The 17,477-nt window shown below is 75.0% G+C and carries 14 protein-coding genes; 9 read left to right on the forward strand and 5 right to left on the reverse strand.

The window, feature by feature from the left end:
* Window positions 1-2 precede the first annotated feature (2 nt).
* The 8 genes from DB033_RS01075 (at window position 3) to DB033_RS01110 (ending at window position 9,273) form a co-directional block, all read left to right on the forward strand.
* Window positions 3-2,873, forward strand: coding sequence for a hypothetical protein (locus tag DB033_RS01075; RefSeq protein ID WP_111765074.1), 2,871 nt, complete (start codon window positions 3-5; stop codon window positions 2,871-2,873).
* 76 nt (window positions 2,874-2,949) lie between these two features.
* Window positions 2,950-3,417: a phage tail protein gene (locus DB033_RS01080; RefSeq protein WP_111765075.1), complete on the forward strand. Its 468-nt coding sequence runs from the start codon at window positions 2,950-2,952 to the stop codon at window positions 3,415-3,417.
* A 3-nt stretch (window positions 3,418-3,420) separates the two neighbouring features.
* Window positions 3,421-4,197, forward strand: coding sequence for a phage tail protein (locus tag DB033_RS01085; protein WP_240615676.1), 777 nt, complete (start codon window positions 3,421-3,423; stop codon window positions 4,195-4,197).
* A gap of 4 nt (window positions 4,198-4,201) precedes the next feature.
* Window positions 4,202-6,019, forward strand: coding sequence for a VgrG-related protein (locus tag DB033_RS01090; protein ID WP_111765076.1), 1,818 nt, complete (start codon window positions 4,202-4,204; stop codon window positions 6,017-6,019).
* A 52-nt stretch (window positions 6,020-6,071) separates the two neighbouring features.
* Window positions 6,072-6,353, forward strand: a complete 282-nt coding sequence (locus DB033_RS01095; RefSeq protein ID WP_111765077.1) for a PAAR domain-containing protein — start codon at window positions 6,072-6,074, stop codon at window positions 6,351-6,353.
* Window position 6,354: 1 nt separating this feature from the next.
* Window positions 6,355-6,798, forward strand: a complete 444-nt coding sequence (locus DB033_RS01100; protein ID WP_111765078.1) for a GPW/gp25 family protein — start codon at window positions 6,355-6,357, stop codon at window positions 6,796-6,798.
* A gap of 1 nt (window position 6,799) precedes the next feature.
* Complete coding sequence (locus DB033_RS01105; protein WP_111765079.1) at window positions 6,800-8,737, forward strand: putative baseplate assembly protein; 1,938 nt, start codon at window positions 6,800-6,802, stop codon at window positions 8,735-8,737.
* The gene (locus DB033_RS01110; RefSeq protein ID WP_111765080.1) at window positions 8,734-9,273 is read left to right on the forward strand and encodes a phage tail protein; all 540 of its coding nucleotides are present in this window, start codon (window positions 8,734-8,736) and stop codon (window positions 9,271-9,273) included. The genes DB033_RS01105 and DB033_RS01110 overlap by 4 nt, the downstream gene beginning before the upstream one ends.
* 43 nt (window positions 9,274-9,316) lie before the next feature.
* On the opposite strand, the gene DB033_RS01115 is transcribed toward DB033_RS01110, so the two are convergent.
* The 3 genes from DB033_RS01115 to DB033_RS01125 form a co-directional block, all read right to left on the reverse strand.
* Window positions 9,317-12,166, reverse strand: a complete 2,850-nt coding sequence (locus DB033_RS01115) for an AfsR/SARP family transcriptional regulator (protein WP_111765081.1) — start codon at window positions 12,164-12,166, stop codon at window positions 9,317-9,319.
* Between the two features lie 113 nt (window positions 12,167-12,279).
* Entirely contained in the window at window positions 12,280-13,191 is a 912-nt protein-coding gene (locus DB033_RS01120) for a phosphotransferase (protein ID WP_205843590.1), read from the reverse strand.
* Between the two features lie 144 nt (window positions 13,192-13,335).
* Window positions 13,336-14,028 carry an iron-dependent transcriptional repressor DtxR gene (locus DB033_RS01125; protein WP_111765083.1) on the reverse strand — a complete coding sequence of 231 codons (693 nt, stop codon included), beginning with the start codon at window positions 14,026-14,028 and terminating at the stop codon, window positions 13,336-13,338.
* A 106-nt stretch (window positions 14,029-14,134) separates the two neighbouring features.
* Here DB033_RS01125 and DB033_RS01130 point away from each other — a divergent pair, with 106 nt between their 5' ends.
* Entirely contained in the window at window positions 14,135-14,965 is an 831-nt protein-coding gene (locus tag DB033_RS01130) for a sulfurtransferase (protein ID WP_205843591.1), read from the forward strand.
* 9 nt (window positions 14,966-14,974) lie between these two features.
* Here the strand turns inward: DB033_RS01130 and DB033_RS20465 are convergent, their stop codons facing one another.
* Both DB033_RS20465 and DB033_RS01140 read right to left on the reverse strand, forming a co-directional pair.
* Window positions 14,975-16,573 carry an ABC transporter permease gene (locus tag DB033_RS20465; RefSeq protein WP_157970436.1) on the reverse strand — a complete coding sequence of 533 codons (1,599 nt, stop codon included), beginning with the start codon at window positions 16,571-16,573 and terminating at the stop codon, window positions 14,975-14,977.
* Window positions 16,570-17,475 carry an ABC transporter ATP-binding protein gene (locus DB033_RS01140; protein WP_111765084.1) on the reverse strand — a complete coding sequence of 302 codons (906 nt, stop codon included), beginning with the start codon at window positions 17,473-17,475 and terminating at the stop codon, window positions 16,570-16,572. The genes DB033_RS20465 and DB033_RS01140 overlap by 4 nt, the downstream gene beginning before the upstream one ends.
* Window positions 17,476-17,477: the final 2 nt, after the last annotated feature.

Raw genomic sequence — 17,477 nt, forward strand, 5'->3', positions numbered from 1 at the left:
ACGTGGGACTTTTCCGCAGCCGCGGTGCGACCCCGGCCGCCACCGGTCCGGCCACGGTCGTGCCCGCCCCGGTGCAGCGAGCGGCCTGGCGCGACCTGCCCCCGCTGCCGCCCGTCGCACCGATGCCGCCGATCGCGGCCCGCGACCCGTTCGTCCGGTCGCTGGCCACCTCCCACGATCCGAGCTTCCTGGCGCCACTCGGCCACGCCCTGGACGCCGGCGGACCGATCGGCACCGTGGGTGGACTGACGAGCGTCCCGGTGCCGCGGCACATCCCGACCGGCCCCGAGCCGGCGGTCGCGCCGGCCCGCTCGGTTTCGTCGAGCGTGCAACGGCTGGTCGCGCTGCCGCAGCTGCGCTTCGGCGCCGACCCGGCGCCGTCCGCGGCGGACGATCCGGCTCCGTCGGCCGGAACGCCCGCGCCCGCGCCGGGCGCAGCGGACGCGGACCCGGTGGCGTCGACCGGTGCGGCCGAGGCCGGGCCCGTGGCGACGCTTCCGACCGCGACGCCGCCGGTAGAGCCGGTGGACGCGTCGGAGGGTGGCCGGTCCTGGTCCGTCACCGATTCCGTCCGGGCCGTGGCCCCCGTTCCGATGCAACGTTCCGCGGCACCGCCGGTGGCCGACCGAACGCCGGCACGTCCGTTGATCGACGCTCCCGCCGTCACCGTGTTGCCGCTGCTCAACCTGGAACCACTGCCGCTGCCGACGGTCCCGCGGGACACGCCGGAGACATCCCTCACGCCGTCCCCGTCCGCCGGGTCGGCCGGCGCGGTGACCGTCGCGAGATCGGCGGAGGTGACGGTGCCGACCGGGCCGGCGACCGGGACCGCGGGCCCGGGTCGGGACCAGCTCGGCTCCGCGTTCGCCGACGCGCCCCTCGTGGGCCACACGCCCGTGGTGCTCCCGCCCGCCTCGACGGTCCAGCGTTCCGGCGAGCTGCCGGCAGCGGCCGAGGTGCCGCGGCCCGGTACGGGCCGGGAGGAGGTGCAGCGGTCGGGCGCGGTGCAGGAGCCGGTCGGCGGGGCCCCGCCGACGCGGACCGGCGATGCGGTGGCCGTTCCGGTGCAGCGCCGGTCGGCGCTGTCCGACCCCTCGCTGCCGGTGGCGGCGACGGATCCCCGGAGGGCGGCGGGACCGACTCCGGTGGCTCCGGGTGCGCCGCTGACCGTGGCGAGGGCGGTGGTCCCGCCGACGCCACCGACCGCGACGGTGTCGCCGTCCGCCGAATCCCCGACGGTGTCGCCCGCGGAGTTCCCGACGGTGTCGTCCTCCGCTGGATCCCCGACGGTGTCGCCGTCCACGGAGTTCCCGACGGTGTCGTCGTCCGCCGGATCCCCGACAGTGTCGTCGTCCATGGAGTTCCCGACGGTGTCGTCGTCCGCCGGATCCCCGACGGTGTCGTCGTCCAGGGAGTTCCCGACGGTGTCGTCGCCCAGCGGAGTCCCGAGAGCGACGTCATCACCGACGGTGCCGCCCGAGGCCGACGTCCCGCCCGCTGTCCCGCCCGGTCGCAGCGCCGTCGAGACCGTCCGTGGCGACTCGCCGACGGTCCTCCCCGCGGCGGCGGCGCCGCCGCAGCCGGTGGCGCCGCTCGTCGGCCTGAGCCACCTGATGCGGGCGCTCGACCGGTCCGCCGGTGGCCCGCGCCCGGAGAGCCCGCCGAACCCGACGGCGACGGCGTGGGACCCTCCGGTTCCGGGCGCGGCCGCCCCGCCCCGTCGCGGGCTCGGCCCACCGGTCGCCCGGGTTCCCGACGTCCAGCGCACCGTCCACGAGCCGGGAACGACACCCTCTGTCCCGCAACGGGCCTCCGGCCGTGCATCGAGCACCGCGTCGACGTCCGGGCCGCCGGCGCCCTCCCGGGCCCATGGTGACGAGTTCGCCGAACGGGCCGACGTCACCCCGCCGGACCGGCCCGGCCCGGCCGCGCCGCCGCTCCCGCCGTTGTCGGCGGTGCAACGAATCCCGGCGATGCCCGTCGCCACCGCGGCGCCGCCCGACCTCCCGTCGGTGCGGGGCAGCACGCCCGCACCGACGCCCACGACGACGGTCCCGCCCGCCTCGTCGGCACCGGGCCCGACCCCGGCACCGTCGACAGCGGCGGTGGCACCGGCCGCCGTCGGTCCGGTCGTCCGCCTCCAGCGCGTGCCGTCCGACCCGGCTTCGCCGGTGTCGCCACTCACGGTCCCACTGCTGGGTGCACACCCGCCGCTCGCGACGGCCGCCGGTGCGCCGGAGATCGTCATTCCGGACACCCCCGCCACGCCCGTGACCTGGGCCACGGACACCGCCACCAGCGGTCCCGCCGCGGCGGTCGGGACCACCGCGATCACGGCCATCACGGCGCCACCGGTACCGCTGCAGCGGGCGACGCCCGCCACCGCCCCGGCCCCGCCGCCCGGGTCCGCTCCGCACCTCGAGACGATGTGGCACCTACCGGCTCCCGCGGCCGGGACGGCGCTGTTCCTGCAGCGGGTGGTCGCGCCGGGTGCCGCCGCGGTGGCCCGCGGGATCGCCCGCCCCGACGGACCCGCCTCCGTGGTCTTCGCGCCGCCCACAACCGACCGTCCCACCCCGCCGCCGCCGGGGGTGTCGGTCCCGCTCGTGCAACGGGCGTCCGACGGCGCCCCGCCGGACGGACCCGCGCCGGTCGTGGCCCGCGACGGCGCCGCACCCGAGCCCGGTGCCGCCGCCGCACCCGCCGGCGGCGCCGCCGGCGGCGGTAGCGCCGCGACCGCCGCTCCCGCGGCGCTGCCCACCGACCTGGACGAACTCGCGCGCCGCCTCTTCGACCCGCTGACCGCGCGACTACGGGCCGAGCTGTGGCTGGATCGGGAACGCGCCGGCCTCTCGCTGGACCTCCACCGATGAACCCGCCCCGCGCTTGTGCGGGAGCGGCCCGCACCGCCCACCAACCGACCGCTCACACCGACCTCGGGAGCACCCCATGACCACACCGGCCCTGCGGCCCGAGGACGACGATCCGGCCGTGGGCGTGTGTTTCGTCGTCAGCATCGACACCGCCGACGAGGTCGTGCCGCTCGGCGTCTTCAACTCCTGCGAGGGCCTGGGCATCGAGATCGTGATGGAGACCCGCGAGGAGGGCGGCAACAACGCGATGGTCTGGCAGCTGCCGACGCGCATCAAGTACTCCAACGTCAAGCTGTCCCGGCCGATCGGACCCGACAGCGCCAAGCTCACGACCTGGTTCAGCGGCATGGTCAACGGCGTCACCCCCCAGACCGCCGTCATCCAGGCCCGCACGATGAAGGGCCGGGTCGTCACCGAGTGGTCGCTGTTCGGGGTGATCCCGGTGCGCTGGACCGGACCGAGCATGAACTTCGACTCGCCCAAGGCCGCCACCGAGACCCTCGAGATCGCCCACCACGGCATCACCGCCAAGGCCGGGAGCTGAGCCGTGAACGCCATCGCACTGGTCAACGGCGGCGACGGGGGAGCGCTGTCCCCGCCGTCGCCCTCCGGTGACGGCAGCCGGCCCCAGGTGCTGCGCGCCAAGCTCGAACTCCACGAGTCCTCACCCACGACCGGCGGCCGCAAGCTCGGGTCCCCGGCGGGCACCATCGATTTCCAGTTCAACCCCAGGGAACTGACCATCGCCAAGTCGGCGAAATGGGAACGCAAGAACGACCGGAACGCGAAGAAGGCGGCACCGCCGCAGTTCTCGGGGGCCGACCCGTGCAAGATGACGCTGGAGATGTTCTTCGACGCGACAGCCAAGCACGACGGCAGCGTCGTCGAGGCCGTCGAGAAGCTCTTCTCCTGCTGCGTTCCCACCGCCCGCACGAGCGGCGACGACAAACCGGTGCCGCCGCTGGTCGTCTTCACCTGGGGCACGGTCACCAGCTTCCCGGCCTTCGTCACCCAGGTCAGCGCCAAGTACACGCTCTTCTCGGCCGGCGGCACCCCGATCCGGGCCACCTGCAGCGTCACGCTGGAGGAGATGCCGGGCGAGAACAGTCAGCAGAACCCGACCTCCGGCTCGCTCGCGGCGCGGCGGGTGCACCGCATGGTGGTGGGTGACAGCCTCGCGTCGGTGGCCTACGCCGAGTACGGCGACGCCACCCTCTGGCGGCCGCTGGCCCGCTTCAACGGCATCGACGACCCGCTGCGCATCCCCGACGGCACGACCGTGCTGGTGCCCAGCGCCGCCGAACTCGACGCGACGGGGCGGTGACACCGTGTCCACCAGTTCCGGGTTCGTCGTCGAGATCGACGGCTCGCCGCTGCCCGCCGAGGCGAAGGCGCTGCTGCTGTCGGCGACCGTCGACGACAGCCTGCACCTGCCGGACCTGTTCCTGCTCCGGTTCCGGGACTCCGAGCGGCTGGTGTTGACCAGATCCGGCGCGAAGATCGGCTCGAGGATCCGGGTCTCGGTCATCAGTGACGCCGCGACCACGCCGGAGCGGTTGATCGAGGGGGAGGTGACCGCGCTCGAGGCGGAGTTCGACAGCACCGGCACCTTCACCGTCATCCGTGGCTACGACCAGGCGCACCGGCTGTTCCGCGGCCGGCGCACCGAGAGTCACCTGCAGTGCACCGCTTCCGACGTCGCCACCACCGTGGCGCAGCGGGCCGGCCTGCGGATCGGCGAGGTGACCGCCACGAGCACCGTCTTCGACCACCTGTCGCAGGCCGGGGTGACCGACTGGGAGTTCCTCGGCGGGCTCGCGCGCGAGATCGGCTTCGAGGTGGCGGTCCGCGACGGCCGCTTCTACTTCCGGCCGCCGGCCACCGCCGCCGCCGCGCCCGACCCGACCGGCGGCGGGGCGCGCCGCGACCCGCTGGTCCTGCGGCCCGGCACCGACCTGGTGCGGTTCCGCTCGGTGGTCACCGCGGCCGAGCAGGTCCGCGAGGTCGAGGTCCGCGGTTGGGATCTGGCCCAGAAGCGGGCGCTGATCGCCACCGCACCGGCCGTGACCACCAGCGCGGTGCTGCCCACCGTGCGCCCCACCGACATCGCCGCCGTCTTCGGCGATCCCGTCCACGTCGCCACCGACACCGCGTACCGGACGCAGTCGGAGGTCGACACCGCGGCCAAGGCCCTGGCCGAACACATCGCCGGCGGCTTCGCCGAGTTCGAGGGGGTCGCCCGGGGCAACCCCCGACTCGTCGCCGGGGCGGCGGTCAGCATCGAGAACGTCGGCGAGCCGTTCGACGGCAAGTACCTGGTGACCAGCTCCCGGCACCGCTACGACCCCCTCACGGGCTACACCACGGCGTTCTCGGTCACCGGCCGGCAGGAGCGCAGCCTGTTCGGGCTCACCTCCGGCACCACGCCGGGCCGGCCGGTGACCGGCCCCGTCGTGGGGCTGGTCAGCAACGCCGACGATCCCGAGCACCGTGGCCGGGTCACGGTGACGTTCCCGTGGCTCTCGGACGACTACGTCAGCGACTGGGCCCGCACGGTGCAGCCGGGAGCCGGCCGCGACCGCGGCACCATGATCGTCCCCGAGGTGGGCGACGAGGTGCTGGTGCTCTTCGAACAGGGCGACATCCGCCGGCCGTACGTCGTCGGCGGTCTGTACAACGGCGTGGACACCCCGCCCACCGGCGGACCGGCGCTCGTGGACGGCGGCTCGGGGGCGGTCAACCGCCGGTCACTGGTGTCCCGGCGCGGGCACCGCATCGACCTGCTCGACGAGGACGGCCGCACCGAGGGCGTCAGCCTGAGCACCACCGGCGGCAGGCTCCGGCTCACCCTGGACGCGGTCGGCACCGCGGTGACGCTGCACTCCGACGGAACCGTGCTGGTGGAGGGCAAGGGCGGCGTCGTGGTGGACGCGGCGAGCGCCAAGCTCGAGCTCAAGGGGGGCCAGATCGCGCTCACCGCGACCAGCGGCGTGACCATCGACGGCGGCGCCGGTGGGGTCGAGGCCACCACCGGGGGCCGGCTCTCACTGAAGGGGGCCACCGCCACCCTCGAGGGCAGCGCGCAGACCACGGTCAAGGCCGGTGGCGTGCTCACGGTCCAGGGATCGCTGGTGAAGATCAATTGACCGCCACCGTGCCCACCTCGGCCGCCGGGTCCCGCCGCCCGGGAGGCCCCTGATGCCGCCCGCCGCCCGGGTCGGCGACCCCACCGGACACCCCGGGGCGATCGGGCCGCCCGGGGTGCCGACGGTGCTCATCGGCGGAGTGCCCGCCGCGACGGTGGGCACCCCGCACGTCTGCTCGTTCCCGCCGCCCGCCGTGCACCCGCCCACCGCCGTCGCCCCGCCCGGCTGCCCGACCGTGCTCATCGGCGGGATGCCGGCGGCCCGGGTGGGCGACCTGTCGTTGTGCGGGGCGCCCATCGTGGCCGGCGCCCCCACCGTGTTGATCGGAGGATGAGATGGCCATCGACTTCGTCGGCGCCGGCTGGGCGTTCCCGCTCGGCACGGACGCCACCGGCGGGATCGCCCTGGTGGTCCGCGAACGCGAGATCGAGGAGGCGATCCGGCTGATCCTGGCCACGGCCCCCGGCGAGCGGCCCATGCGGCCCGAGTTCGGTTGCCGTGTGCACGATCACGTCTTCGCCGAGATGAACGCGACGACCGCCGGGGCGATCTCGCACGACGTCCGGGCGGCGCTGGAGCAGTGGGAACCGCGGATCGAGGTCCGCGAGGTGCGGATCACCTTCGACCAGCTCCGCTCCGGCACCGTGTGGATCGACATCCACTACCTGATCCGGGGGGTCAACGACCAGCGCAACCTGGTCTTCCCGTTCTACGTCATCCCCGACGAGCCGGCCTCGCCGCCCGCCGCCCGGGCGACGCGCACCGACGGGCGGGGTTGACATGGTCCTCCCCGCACCGGACCTGGATGACCGCACCTTCCAGCAGCTCGTCGACGACGCCAAACGCATGGTGCAGCAACGCTGCCCGACCTGGACCGACCACAACGTGTCCGATCCTGGAGTCACCCTGATCGAGGCCTTCGCACAGATGGTCGACCAGCTCATCTACCGGCTGAACCGGGTGCCCGAGCGGCACTACGTGAAGTTCCTGGATCTCATCGGGGTCGAGCTCCGGCCGCCCGCCGCCGCCCGCGGCCGCGTCACGTTCTGGTTGTCGGCGCCGCAGCCGCAGCCCGTGCTGGTGCGCGCGGAGACCGAGGTGGCCACGCCCCGCACCGATGTCGCCGACCCGGTGGTGTTCGCGACCAACGCCGACCTGACGATCGTGCCGTGCTCGTTCAGCCGGGCGGCCGCCGTCCCCGCGGGCGGCGAGGCCGTCGACCACACGGTCGCGCTGCGGTCCGGCCAGCCCTTCGACTGCTTTCAGCGGGCGCCGCAGGCCGGCGACGCCCTGCTGGTCGGGCTGTCCGCCGCGGTGCCCTCGTGTGCGGTCGTCGTCCGGATGGACTGCCGGGTTCGGGGTGTCGGCGTCCGCCCGGACTGGCCGCCGCTGGTCTGGGAGGCCTGGACCGGCGCCTCCTGGACCGCCTGCGAACTCGACCGTGACGAGACCGGTGGGCTGAACCGGGCCGGGGATGTCGTGCTGCACGTGCCGGAGACCCATGTGGCGTCCATCGTGGCCCGGCAGCGCGCCGGCTGGCTGCGCTGCCGGCTGCTGCCCCCCGAGGAGGGACAACCCACCTACCGGGAGTCCCCGCAGGTGCTGTCGCTGTCGGCGTTCACCATCGGCGGCACGGCCCGCACCATCCACGCGCAGGTGGTCCGGCGGGAGGACGTCGGGCTGTCCGACGGCACCCCCGCCCAGCGGTTCAGCCTGCAGCGCCGGCCCGTGGTGCCCTGGGAGGAGCCGTCGGTGCTCGAGGTCCACGACGGCACGGACACGCAGGAGTGGACCGCCGTCGAGCACTTCGCCGATTCCGGACCGGGCCACCGGCACTTCCACCTCGACGCGGCGGCCGGCGAGGTGCAGTTCGGCCCGGCGGTGCGGGAGAGCGACGGCACGCTGCGCCACTACGGGGCGGTACCGCCCAAGGGAGCGTCGCTGCGGATCCGGGCGTACCGCACCGGAGGCGGGGTCAGCGGCAACGTCGGTACCGGGCAGATCCGGGTGCTCAAGACCAGCGTGCCCTACGTCGCCCGGGTGGAGAACCGCTCGCCGGCCATCGGTGGGGCGCGCGGGGAGGACATCGAGGACGCCAAGCAGCGCGGGCCGTTGGTGCTGCGGTCCCGCGGGCGGGCGGTCACGGCCGAGGACTTCGAGGAGCTGACCCGCCAGGTCGCGCCCGAGATCGCCCGCGTGCAGTGCGCTCCCGACGCCGGGGGAGTCCGGGTCCTGGTGGTGCCCTGGGTCGAGGGTGACGACATCGGCCGGATCCGGCGCGAGCACCTCGATCCGCTCCCCGAGTCGCTGGCCCGGGTCACCGCCCATCTCGACGAGCGGCGGTTGATCGGCACCCGGCTCGTGGTGGAGCCGCCCGCGTACCGGTGGCTCACCGCGGTGGTCAGCGTGCGGGCCCGGCCGCGGTTCCAGGCCGAGGACGTCCGCACCCAGGTGCTGCGCGCGGTGTACCGGCTCTTCGACCCGCTCCACGGGGGACCGGAGGGCACCGGCTGGCCCCTCGGCCGGGCGGTGCAGCCCCACGAGGTGAACGCGATCCTGGCCCGGATCCCGGGGGTGGACATGTCCGAGGAGATCATGGTCCAGCTGTTCCCGGCCGACCCGGACACCGGCCGCCGGGGGGCCGCGGTGCCGCGGCTCGCCCTGGCGCCCGGCGAGCTCGTGCACTCCTACGAGCACCAGGTGCAGGTGCGGCGGTGAGAGCGGGGATCGACGGTCTGCTCACGCCGCACCCGCTGGGCGCCACGTTGCCGGTGGTGTTCCGGGAGGACGACTTCACCCAGCGGTTCTGCGCCGGGCTGGACTCCGTGCTGGCCCCGGTGCTCGCCACCCTGGACTCGCTGCCCGCCTACTTCGACCCGGCGACCGCCCCGGACGACATGCTGGCCTGGCTGGCGGGCTGGATGGGCATCGTGGTCGACGGCCACCAGTCGGCCGACCGGCAGCGCCGGCTGGTCCGGACCGGTGCTGAGATCCTGCGCTGGCGCGGCACCGTGCGCGGGGTGCGCGGTGCGGTCCGCGGACTGTTCGGCGCCGATCCGGAGATCATCGAACCCGGGAGCAGCCGCTGGTCGACCACGGCGGGTTCGCCGCTGCCCCCGGCGGCGGCGCCGGACCTGCTCGTCCGGCTCGCGGTCGACGACCCGGCCGGCTTCGACCTGCGCCGGCTCGACGCGCTCGTGGCTCTGGTCAAGCCGGCCCATCTGGAGCACCGGGTCGAGGTGACGGCACGGTGAGCGCGCCGGGTGCCGTGGCTCGGCGCGCGGGCCGCGGCCGGGGTCAGCCGCCGGCGGGGACGAGCTCGGCGATGATGCGGGCGTGCTGCAACCGGACGCGCAACGCCGCCGTCGCGTCGCCCGCTTCCTCGTGCAGGGCGGCCAGCTGGCGCCAGGCCGCGTCCTGCAACGGCTCCAGCCCGATCGAGCGGCCGGCCGCCGCCAGCGCCTCGGTCCGCCGCCCGGAGGCCCGCAGGTCGACGGCGAGCGCGGCCGCCGCCTCCGCGGCGGCCACCCGTAGCCGGTCGCGTTCGGCGGTGAGGTGCTCGGCGGCGCCGTCCTCGGGCAGCAGATCGCCGCGGTAGAGCTCCAACGCGCACTGACGGGCGACCGTGCGGACCGTCGCGTCGGGGTCACCGGCGGCGGCCCGCGCGGCGGTCAGGTGCTCCTCGAACCGCCGGACGTCCAGGCGGCTGCCCGGCCCCATCGCGAGCCGGTATCCGCTGTCGCGCCGGGGGAGCCAGTCCAGCCCGGGCGGCCCGTGCGGCTCCAGGACGTGACGGACGCTGGACAGGGCGACCTGCAGGCGGCGGAGCCCCACCGGGTAGTCCGCCCCGGGCCAGAAGGCGTCGACCAACCGCTCCTGGTGGATGTACCGGCCGCCGGCCAGTGCCAGCATCCGCAGCACCGCCCGGGCCCGTGGCCGCAGGGCCGCGAGATCGACCGCCCGGCCCGAGATCTCGAGGTCGAAGCCGCCGAGGCAGCGGACCGCCACCCGCGGTGGCCCGGCACCGGGTTCGGCGGGCGGCCCGTCGCCGACGCCCGCGGGTCTCCGCGGTGCGGTCGGGACCGCGGCGGCGCCGGGAGCCCGGCCGGGGTGCGCACCATCGTCACCGGCGAGCCCGCCACCGCCCCGCGCCGCCGACCTCGCCAGCACGTCGCACCAGCCGGCCGGGACCGGGGCGTCCAGGCGTTCGAACCGCCCGCGCGCGTCGGTGAAGGCCGCGGCGCTGCGGTCCGCGTCGAGGTCGCGCAGCGCCACCGCCAGCGCCGTCCGCAGCACCGCGGCGCCCCACGCGTCGCCCGCCCGCTCGCATTCCTCCAGGACGTCGTCGCAGGCCTCGATGCGCCAGTCGGGCGCACGACCCGCGACCAGGGCCGCTTCCGCCAGTCCGCGCGACATCCGTTCCACCCAGGGCAGTCCCGCGAACTCCGCCTCCAGTGCGATGCGCCCGAACTCGGCGGCGGTGTCCGCGGACCGGTCCGCGGCCCAGCCCGCCGGTACGGTCGCCGCCAACCGGCCCAGCAACCGGTGGGTGGGATCCGGGGCGTCGGCGAGCGGGCCGAGCAGCGTCGCCGCCCCGGCCAGATCGCCGGCGAGCAGCCGCACCAGCGCGGCGCCGAGCCGGGCGCCGTCGTCGTCCGGGGACCACGTCGCGCCCCCCGCGGGGTCGACCGGTCGCCGGGTCGCGATCCGGACCACCGCCGACCAGTGGTCCGGCAGCGTCCGGGGGTCGGCCGGCACGGCCGTCCACAGCAGCGCGAGGCCGCGCTCGCGCCGGCAGCTGTCCCGGAAGTCCGGCTCGTCGAGGAGGCTCTCGGCCTGCTCGAAGGCGGTCACCGCGGCGGTGACGGCACCCGCCCGCATCCGGCGCCGGGCCTCGGTGAGCGACAGCCACGGATCGAACTGCACCACCGCCGGCGGCAGGACCAGGTCCGTGCCGGTGGCGGTGACCACCGGATCCGACCCGCGGGACCGGACGAGAGCGGCCACCGCGCCCCAGTTCTCGGCGCGGGCGTGGGCGCGCACGGCCGCCGACGTCATCCCGGCCCCTTCCAGCAACGCCGCACTGGCGGCGTAGAAGGACCGGGCCCGCTCCGCGCCGTACTCCTCCTGCAGCGCCCACTCGAGGTGCGCCCGCAACACCTCGTGGTAACGGAAGGTACGCCCGTCGTCCTCGGAGGAGGTGAACAGCTGCTGCTGCGCCAGGTCGTCGAGGATCGTGGCGCTGCCGGTGGTGTCGAGCAGCCGGTCACACAGGTCACCGGTCAGCGTCCCGAGGGTGGACGTCTTCATCAGGAACTGGCGGCGGTCCTCCGGCAGCTCGCCGATGACGTTGCGGACCAGGTAGGACCGGATCAACCGGGACCGGCCGCCGAGCTCGCCGACCGCCCGTTGCCGGTCCGGGCCGGTGTGGCCACGGGTGGCGAGGTGGAACAGCTGCAGACCCGCCGCCCAGCCCCCGATCCGGCGCGTCAGGGCGGCCGCGGCCTCCGGCGTGAGCGGGCGGCGGAAGACGTTGCGGAACAGGTCTTCGACCTCCCACGACCGGAAACGCAGGTCGTCACCGGAGATCTCGTGCAGCTGACCCCACAAGCGCAGCCGCAGCGTGCTCAGATCCGGCTGCCGCCGGGAGCCGGCCAGCACCCGCAGGTTCTCCGGCCGCAGCGCGACGAAGCGCTCGAGGCCGCGTTCGGCGGGGGAGCCCACGATCTCGTGCACGTCGTCCAGGACGAGCAACGCCGGCGGGCACCCCTGCTCGAGGTCGGCGAGCAGCGCGGCCGTCCCCCCGGCGGCCAGCGAGCGCCCCAGGGCGGTCCCCAGCGAGCGGGCCAGGTGGGCGAGCATGGTCGCCTCGGACGTGTCGTCGGACGTCATCCGGTACCAGGCGGTGGGCACCGGGGCCAGTGCGCACACCCGGGCCAGCAGGGTCGTCTTGCCCGAGCCGGGTGGGCCGACGACGAGGGACAGCCGGCTCCCCGGCACCCCGTCGACCAACGGCGCCTCGAGCCGGGGGCGACCCAGCCCGGTGGTCTCGGGGCGACGGAGCTTCTCGGTCAGGACGACCGGGGCGGCGCGGCGGTCACCCACGGACTCCCCGGGCGCGGCCCGGGTACCGGTGAGTGTGTCCACGTCGGCCCGTCCCAGGTCGGATCACCGCAGATGCGTTCCCTCCATCCTGCGCGCCACGCCCGGCGTTGTCATCGGGCGAAACGGGTGTTTCGGGGTGCGACCGGGTGAGCCCGTCAGGCCGACGCCAGCGTCAACCGCTGGTGCGACTGCCGCTCGACCGCCTCCAGCGCCACCGGCGGCCGGTCGTACATCAACTGGATGCGGGCGTTGAACAGGGCGGGCCACAGGCTCGCCGCCCAGGCGACCTCGGCCTCCTCACGGCTGAAGCGGCGGTCACGCGCGGACTGGTAGGCGTCCAGGAACGCCGCCGAGCTCTCCACCGGCGCCAACGTCGGCGACGCGTTGCTGGCGAAACTGCCCGCCGCCGCCCCGGCCAGGGCGGCCTCCGGCAGCCAGGCGAGGCTGTCCCAGTCGTGCACCACGAACGGCTCGTCCCCGCGCCACCGGATGTTTTGGGCCTCCCAGTCGGCGTGCCCCAGGACCGACGGCAGCCCGGTGGCCCGCAGCCGTTGCCGGACCCGGTCCGACGCCCACCAGATGATCTCCGGCATCGGCGCCGTCCGCACCCAGTCCGGCTGCCACCACAGCTGCGGGAAGGCCACCTCGGCGGTCCAGTCCACCCACGGCGGAGGAGGCAGCGGGGGTGACTCCGGGCAGGCCGCGGTCAGGGACTGCGCACGGGCGAACAGTTGGCCGAAGGCGGCCGCGGTGGTCGGGTCATCCCCGGTCCGCACCTCCCCGCCGGGGCGCCACTCCTCGGCGTGCACCGCCTCGCCGCCCCGGAAGGTCACCGGCGTGAGCGGCCGGGCACACGGGAAGCCGAGGTCGGCCAGCCGTTCCTGCACCGCGACGCACGTTGCCGCACGGCCGTTCTCGTCGTGTCGAGCCTTGACCACCAGCTGCCGGCCGTCGGTCAGCTCCAGGCCGGTCACGTGTGACGCCTGCCGCCGTCCGAAGATCTCGCGTGCCGGTTCGGCCCCGAACTGCTCGAGGCACCACGCCGACAACGCGCCCCACTCATCCACCCACACCGCGCACGAACCGTCCTGACAACGCGGGAAGTGCTGGATCCTGTCTCCCAGTCCGGCCGGCGACCGCCGGCCGCAGCCGGTCGGTGTCGACGGGTGGCGGTCGCGTACCCGCCGTCCGCATGCTACCGATCCCGGACGTCAGGAGGCGGCGGCGCGGACCTGGATGCCGCGGGCGACGTCGCGGGGGAGCTCGGTGGTGTGGGGTCCGTCGATGACGGTCAGAGCGGTGCCGCGCATGCTGAACTCGAGGACCGCACCGGGCTTGATGCCACCGCGGTGCAGTCGCTCCATCATGTCGGGGGAGTTCTGGATCGGTTCGATGATGCGCCGCACCTGGTAGGAGCCGGCGGTACGGGCCGCCTCTTCGGCGGTCATCAGGTCGGCGTGCGTTTCGGTGTCCGGGAACGGGTCCTGCCCCAGCTGGTCCAACCCGGGGATGGGGTTGCCGTAGGGCGAGTACTGGGGGTGGTTGAGGATCTCGACGAGGCGCTGCTCGACCGCCTCGCTCATCACGTGCTCCCAGCGGCAGGCCTCGATGTGCACCTCGCGCCAGTCCAGCCCGATCACGTCCATCAGCAGCCGTTCGGCCAGCCGGTGCTTGCGCATGACGGCGGTCGCGCGGTCACGGCCGTCACCGGTCAGCTCGAGGTGCCGGTCGTCGGAGACCACCAGCAGGCCGTCCCGCTGCATCCGCGCGACGGTCTGGCTGACCGTCGGTCCCGACTGCAGGAGGCGCTCGGCGATCCGCGCGCGCAACGGGACGATGCCTTCCTCTTCGAGTTCGAAGATGGTCCGCAGGTACATCTCCGTGGTGTCGATCAGGTCGTTCACTGGAATGATTCCCCTTCTTGGCCTTCTCGATAGTACGTGGGAGAGCCCGACGTCCCCGGCCGACCGCACCCGGTGGCCGGAACCCGACCCGTGGAGGACCGACGCGATGGCAGCGGTGCTGGTGACAGCGGTGGAGCTGGCCGAGGAGCTGATCGGCGACCGGCCGCCGGTGGTGCTCGACGTCCGGTGGAGCCTGGCCGGCAGCGATCCGGAGGGGTACCGCGCCGGGCACGTCCCCGGCTCGCTCTTCGTCGATCTCGACGCCGACCTCGCCGCGCCGGTCGGGAACGGCTCGGGCGGTCGGCACCCGTTGCCCGATCCGGCGGCGCTGCAGGCGACCTGGCGTCGGGTGGGTATCCGGGCCACCGACGGCGTGGTCGTCTACGACGCGGACAACGCGTCGGCGGCCGCCCGGGCCTGGTGGCTGTTGCGCTGGTCCGGGCTGACCGACGTCCGGGTGCTCGACGGTGGGATGGCCGCGTGGCGGGCCGCCGGACTCTGGGTCAAGGCCGGCAGCGGCACCCCGCTGGTGCCGGGCACGGTGCGGGTACGCCCGGGCGGGATGCCCACGGTGGACGCCGACGGTGCGGCGGCGCTGGCCGCCGGAGGTGCGCTGGTCGACGCCCGGGCCGCGGCGCGGTTCCGCGGCGAGGTCGAGCCGGTGGATCCCGTGGCCGGGCACATCCCGGGAGCGGTCAACGTTCCGTTCACCTCGCTGGTGACCGAGGACGGCCGCTTCCGGTCGGCCGACGAGATCGGGGCGGCGTTCGCCGCGGTGCGGCTGCGGCCCGGGACGACCGCCGCGGCGTCCTGCGGCTCGGGGGTGACCGCCTGTCACCTGGTGCTGGCGGGCGCCGTCGCCGGCATCGACCTGGCGCTGTACCCGGGTTCGTGGTCGCAGTGGTGCGCGCTCGGCCGACCGGTCGAGGTCGGCTGACGGCCGCGATCAGCCGATGTCCCGGCGGCGGAAGCCGGTGAACGCCGCCGCCACCAGAACCATGGTGATCGCGGTGAGGACCACGAGCGGGGTGGCCGGCACGGCGGCGTCGCCGACCAGCCGGGGTACGGCGGTGAACGGCGAGACATCCAGGACCGCCTGGGGCAACCCCATCACCGGCCCGACCTCGGCCAGCACGGCGCACACACCCAGCACCGCCCAGGCGGCCACGGACCAGTGCGGCCGCAGGCCGAACAGCGCCAGGGCCACCCCGCCGACGACCCACACCGCCGGGATCTGGACGGCGGCGCCCGCCAGCAGTCGGCTGACGTGGTCCTGTCCGTCGTCCAGGGCCGCGGTCGCCGCTGAACCCGCCGCGGCACCCGCCGCGAGCATCAGGACGGCGGGGGCCGCCAGCACCCACAGCAGATGGGTCGCCAGCAGCCGCGTCCGCGAGACCGCTGTCGAGAGCACCGGTTCGACGAGCAGACCGGTCTCGTCGGCGCGCAGCCGCAGGGCCGCCGCGACCCCGAAACCTGCGGCGAACAGCGCGACGACACCGAGCACCCCGGCGAAGTAGCCGTCGAGCAGGACGCCTGGCCCGCCCACCCGCCGCAGCACCTCGGCGATCTGCGGGCTGGAATCGGCGAGCGTCCCGATGCTGTCGGCCAGCGCGCCGAAGACGCCGCCGAGGACGACGAAGGCGATCCCCCAGCCGAGGACCGCCCCCCGTTGCTGGCGCAGCCCCAGCGCGAACGGGCCGCTGAGCGACCGCGCCGCGCGCGCCGGACCGGTGCGGGTGCGCAGCAGGCTCCCGCCCATGTCCCGGCGGGCGCTGAGCGCGGCTGCCGCCACGGCCGCGACCGCGGCGGCCGCGATCAGCAGCACCACCACCCACGTCCGGTTCCCGGCGAACGCACGGGTCTGTTCCACCCAGCCCAGCGGTGACAGCCAGACCACCCAGCCCGGGCCGACACTCGCGTCGCCGAGCGCCCTCAGCAGGAACGCCACGGCCAGCACGGCGATCGTGAGACCGTTGGCAGCACGGGCGGTTTCGGCCAGCTGCGCGGCCACGGCGGCGACGCCGGCGAAGACGAGCCCGGCCCCGGCCAGGGCCAGGCCGAACACGGCCGCTCCGGTGGCGTCCGCGGAGCCGGCGATCAACACCGCGGTGCACAGCAGCCCGCCGGCCAGGTTCGTGGCCACCGCCACGCTCAGCGCAGCGGCCAGCGGGGCGGCGCGGCCGACCGCCGCGGAGCCGACCAGCTCCAGCCGGCCGGTCTCCTCCTCCCGTCGGGTGTGCCGGGTGACGAGGAAGGTGCTCATCAGAGCGAGCAGGACGGCGCCGAAGGTACCCAGCCGCCAGGCCGTGAGCCCGCCGATCGTCGCGCCGTCGAACAACGGGCCGTAGAAGATCCGGAACACCACGTTCGCCTGGATGCCGGCGGCGAAGACGCGCCGGGACGCCACGTCCGGATAAAGGTCACCGAACGCGCTGACGGTCGCCGCCACCATGGCGACCAGCCCGCCGATCCACAGCGGCAGCATCCAACGGTCGCGCCGCACCGTCATCCGGATCAGCAGGCCGGTGCCCCGCAGCGGGGTCACGGCCGGCCCGCGCCGACCTGCTCGGCCCGGTCGTAGTGCCGCAGGAACAGCTGTTCCAAGGTCGGTGGCGAGCACACCAAGGTGCGGACGGTGCCCTCGCCGAGCACGTGCAACAGCGCGTCCAGCCGGTCGGTGTCGACCTGGCAGCGCACCCGCAACCCCTCGACCTCGAGATCGTGCACCCCGGGCAGCCGGTCCAGCCCGACGGGCGGCGACACCAGTTCGGCCTGCACCGACGTCCGGGTCAGATGGCGCAGCGAGGCCAGGGTGCCGCTCTCGACGGTGCGCCCGGCCCGCACGATGCTCACCCGGTCGCACAGCGCCTCGACCTCCGACAGGATGTGGCTCGACAGCAGTACGGTGCGGCCGCGGTCGCGCTCCTCGTCGACGATGGTGCGGAACACCTCCTCCATCAGCGGGTCCAGGCCCGACGTCGGCTCGTCCAGCAGTAGCAGCTCCACGTCGGCGGCGAGTGCCGCGACCAGGGCCACTTTCTGCCGGTTGCCCTTGGAGTAGGCGCGACCCTTGCGCGTCGGGTCGAGGTCGAAACGGGCCGCCAGGTCGTCGCGCCGCCGCGGGTCCAGCCCGCCTCGCATCCGGCCGAGCAGGTCGATGACCTCGCCGCCGGACAGGTTGGGCCACAGGTTGACGTCGCCCGGCACGTAGGCCAGCCGGCGGTGCAGGGCCACCGTGTCCCGCCAGGGGTCCTGGCCCAGCACCGCCACCCGGCCCGCGTCGGCGCGCAGCAGGCCCAGCAACACCCGCAGGGTGGTGGACTTGCCGGCGCCGTTCGGGCCGAGGAATCCGTGCACCTCGCCGCTGCCCACCGTCAGCTGCAGCCCGTCCAGCGCGGTCGCGCTGCCGAAGCGTTTGACCAGGCCGTCCACCTCGATCGCGGTCATGC

Origin of the sequence: Nakamurella deserti (assembly GCF_003260015.1) — a bacterium.
Taxonomy (GTDB): Bacteria; Actinomycetota; Actinomycetes; order Mycobacteriales; family Nakamurellaceae; genus Nakamurella; species Nakamurella deserti.

What these genes read in the sequence shown, in the direction of transcription:
- DB033_RS01080 (WP_111765075.1), top strand. Translation starts at nt 2,950, where the DNA reads ATGACCACACCGGCCCTGCGGCCCGAGGACGACGATCCGGCCGTGGGC.
- DB033_RS01095 (WP_111765077.1), top strand. Translation starts at nt 6,072, where the DNA reads ATGCCGCCCGCCGCCCGGGTCGGCGACCCCACCGGACACCCCGGGGCG.
- DB033_RS01100 (WP_111765078.1), top strand. Translation starts at nt 6,355, where the DNA reads ATGGCCATCGACTTCGTCGGCGCCGGCTGGGCGTTCCCGCTCGGCACG.
- DB033_RS01105 (WP_111765079.1), top strand. Translation starts at nt 6,800, where the DNA reads ATGGTCCTCCCCGCACCGGACCTGGATGACCGCACCTTCCAGCAGCTC.
- DB033_RS01130 (WP_205843591.1), top strand. Translation starts at nt 14,135, where the DNA reads ATGGCAGCGGTGCTGGTGACAGCGGTGGAGCTGGCCGAGGAGCTGATC.
- DB033_RS01140 (WP_111765084.1), bottom strand. Translation starts at nt 17,475, where the DNA reads ATGACCGCGATCGAGGTGGACGGCCTGGTCAAACGCTTCGGCAGCGCG.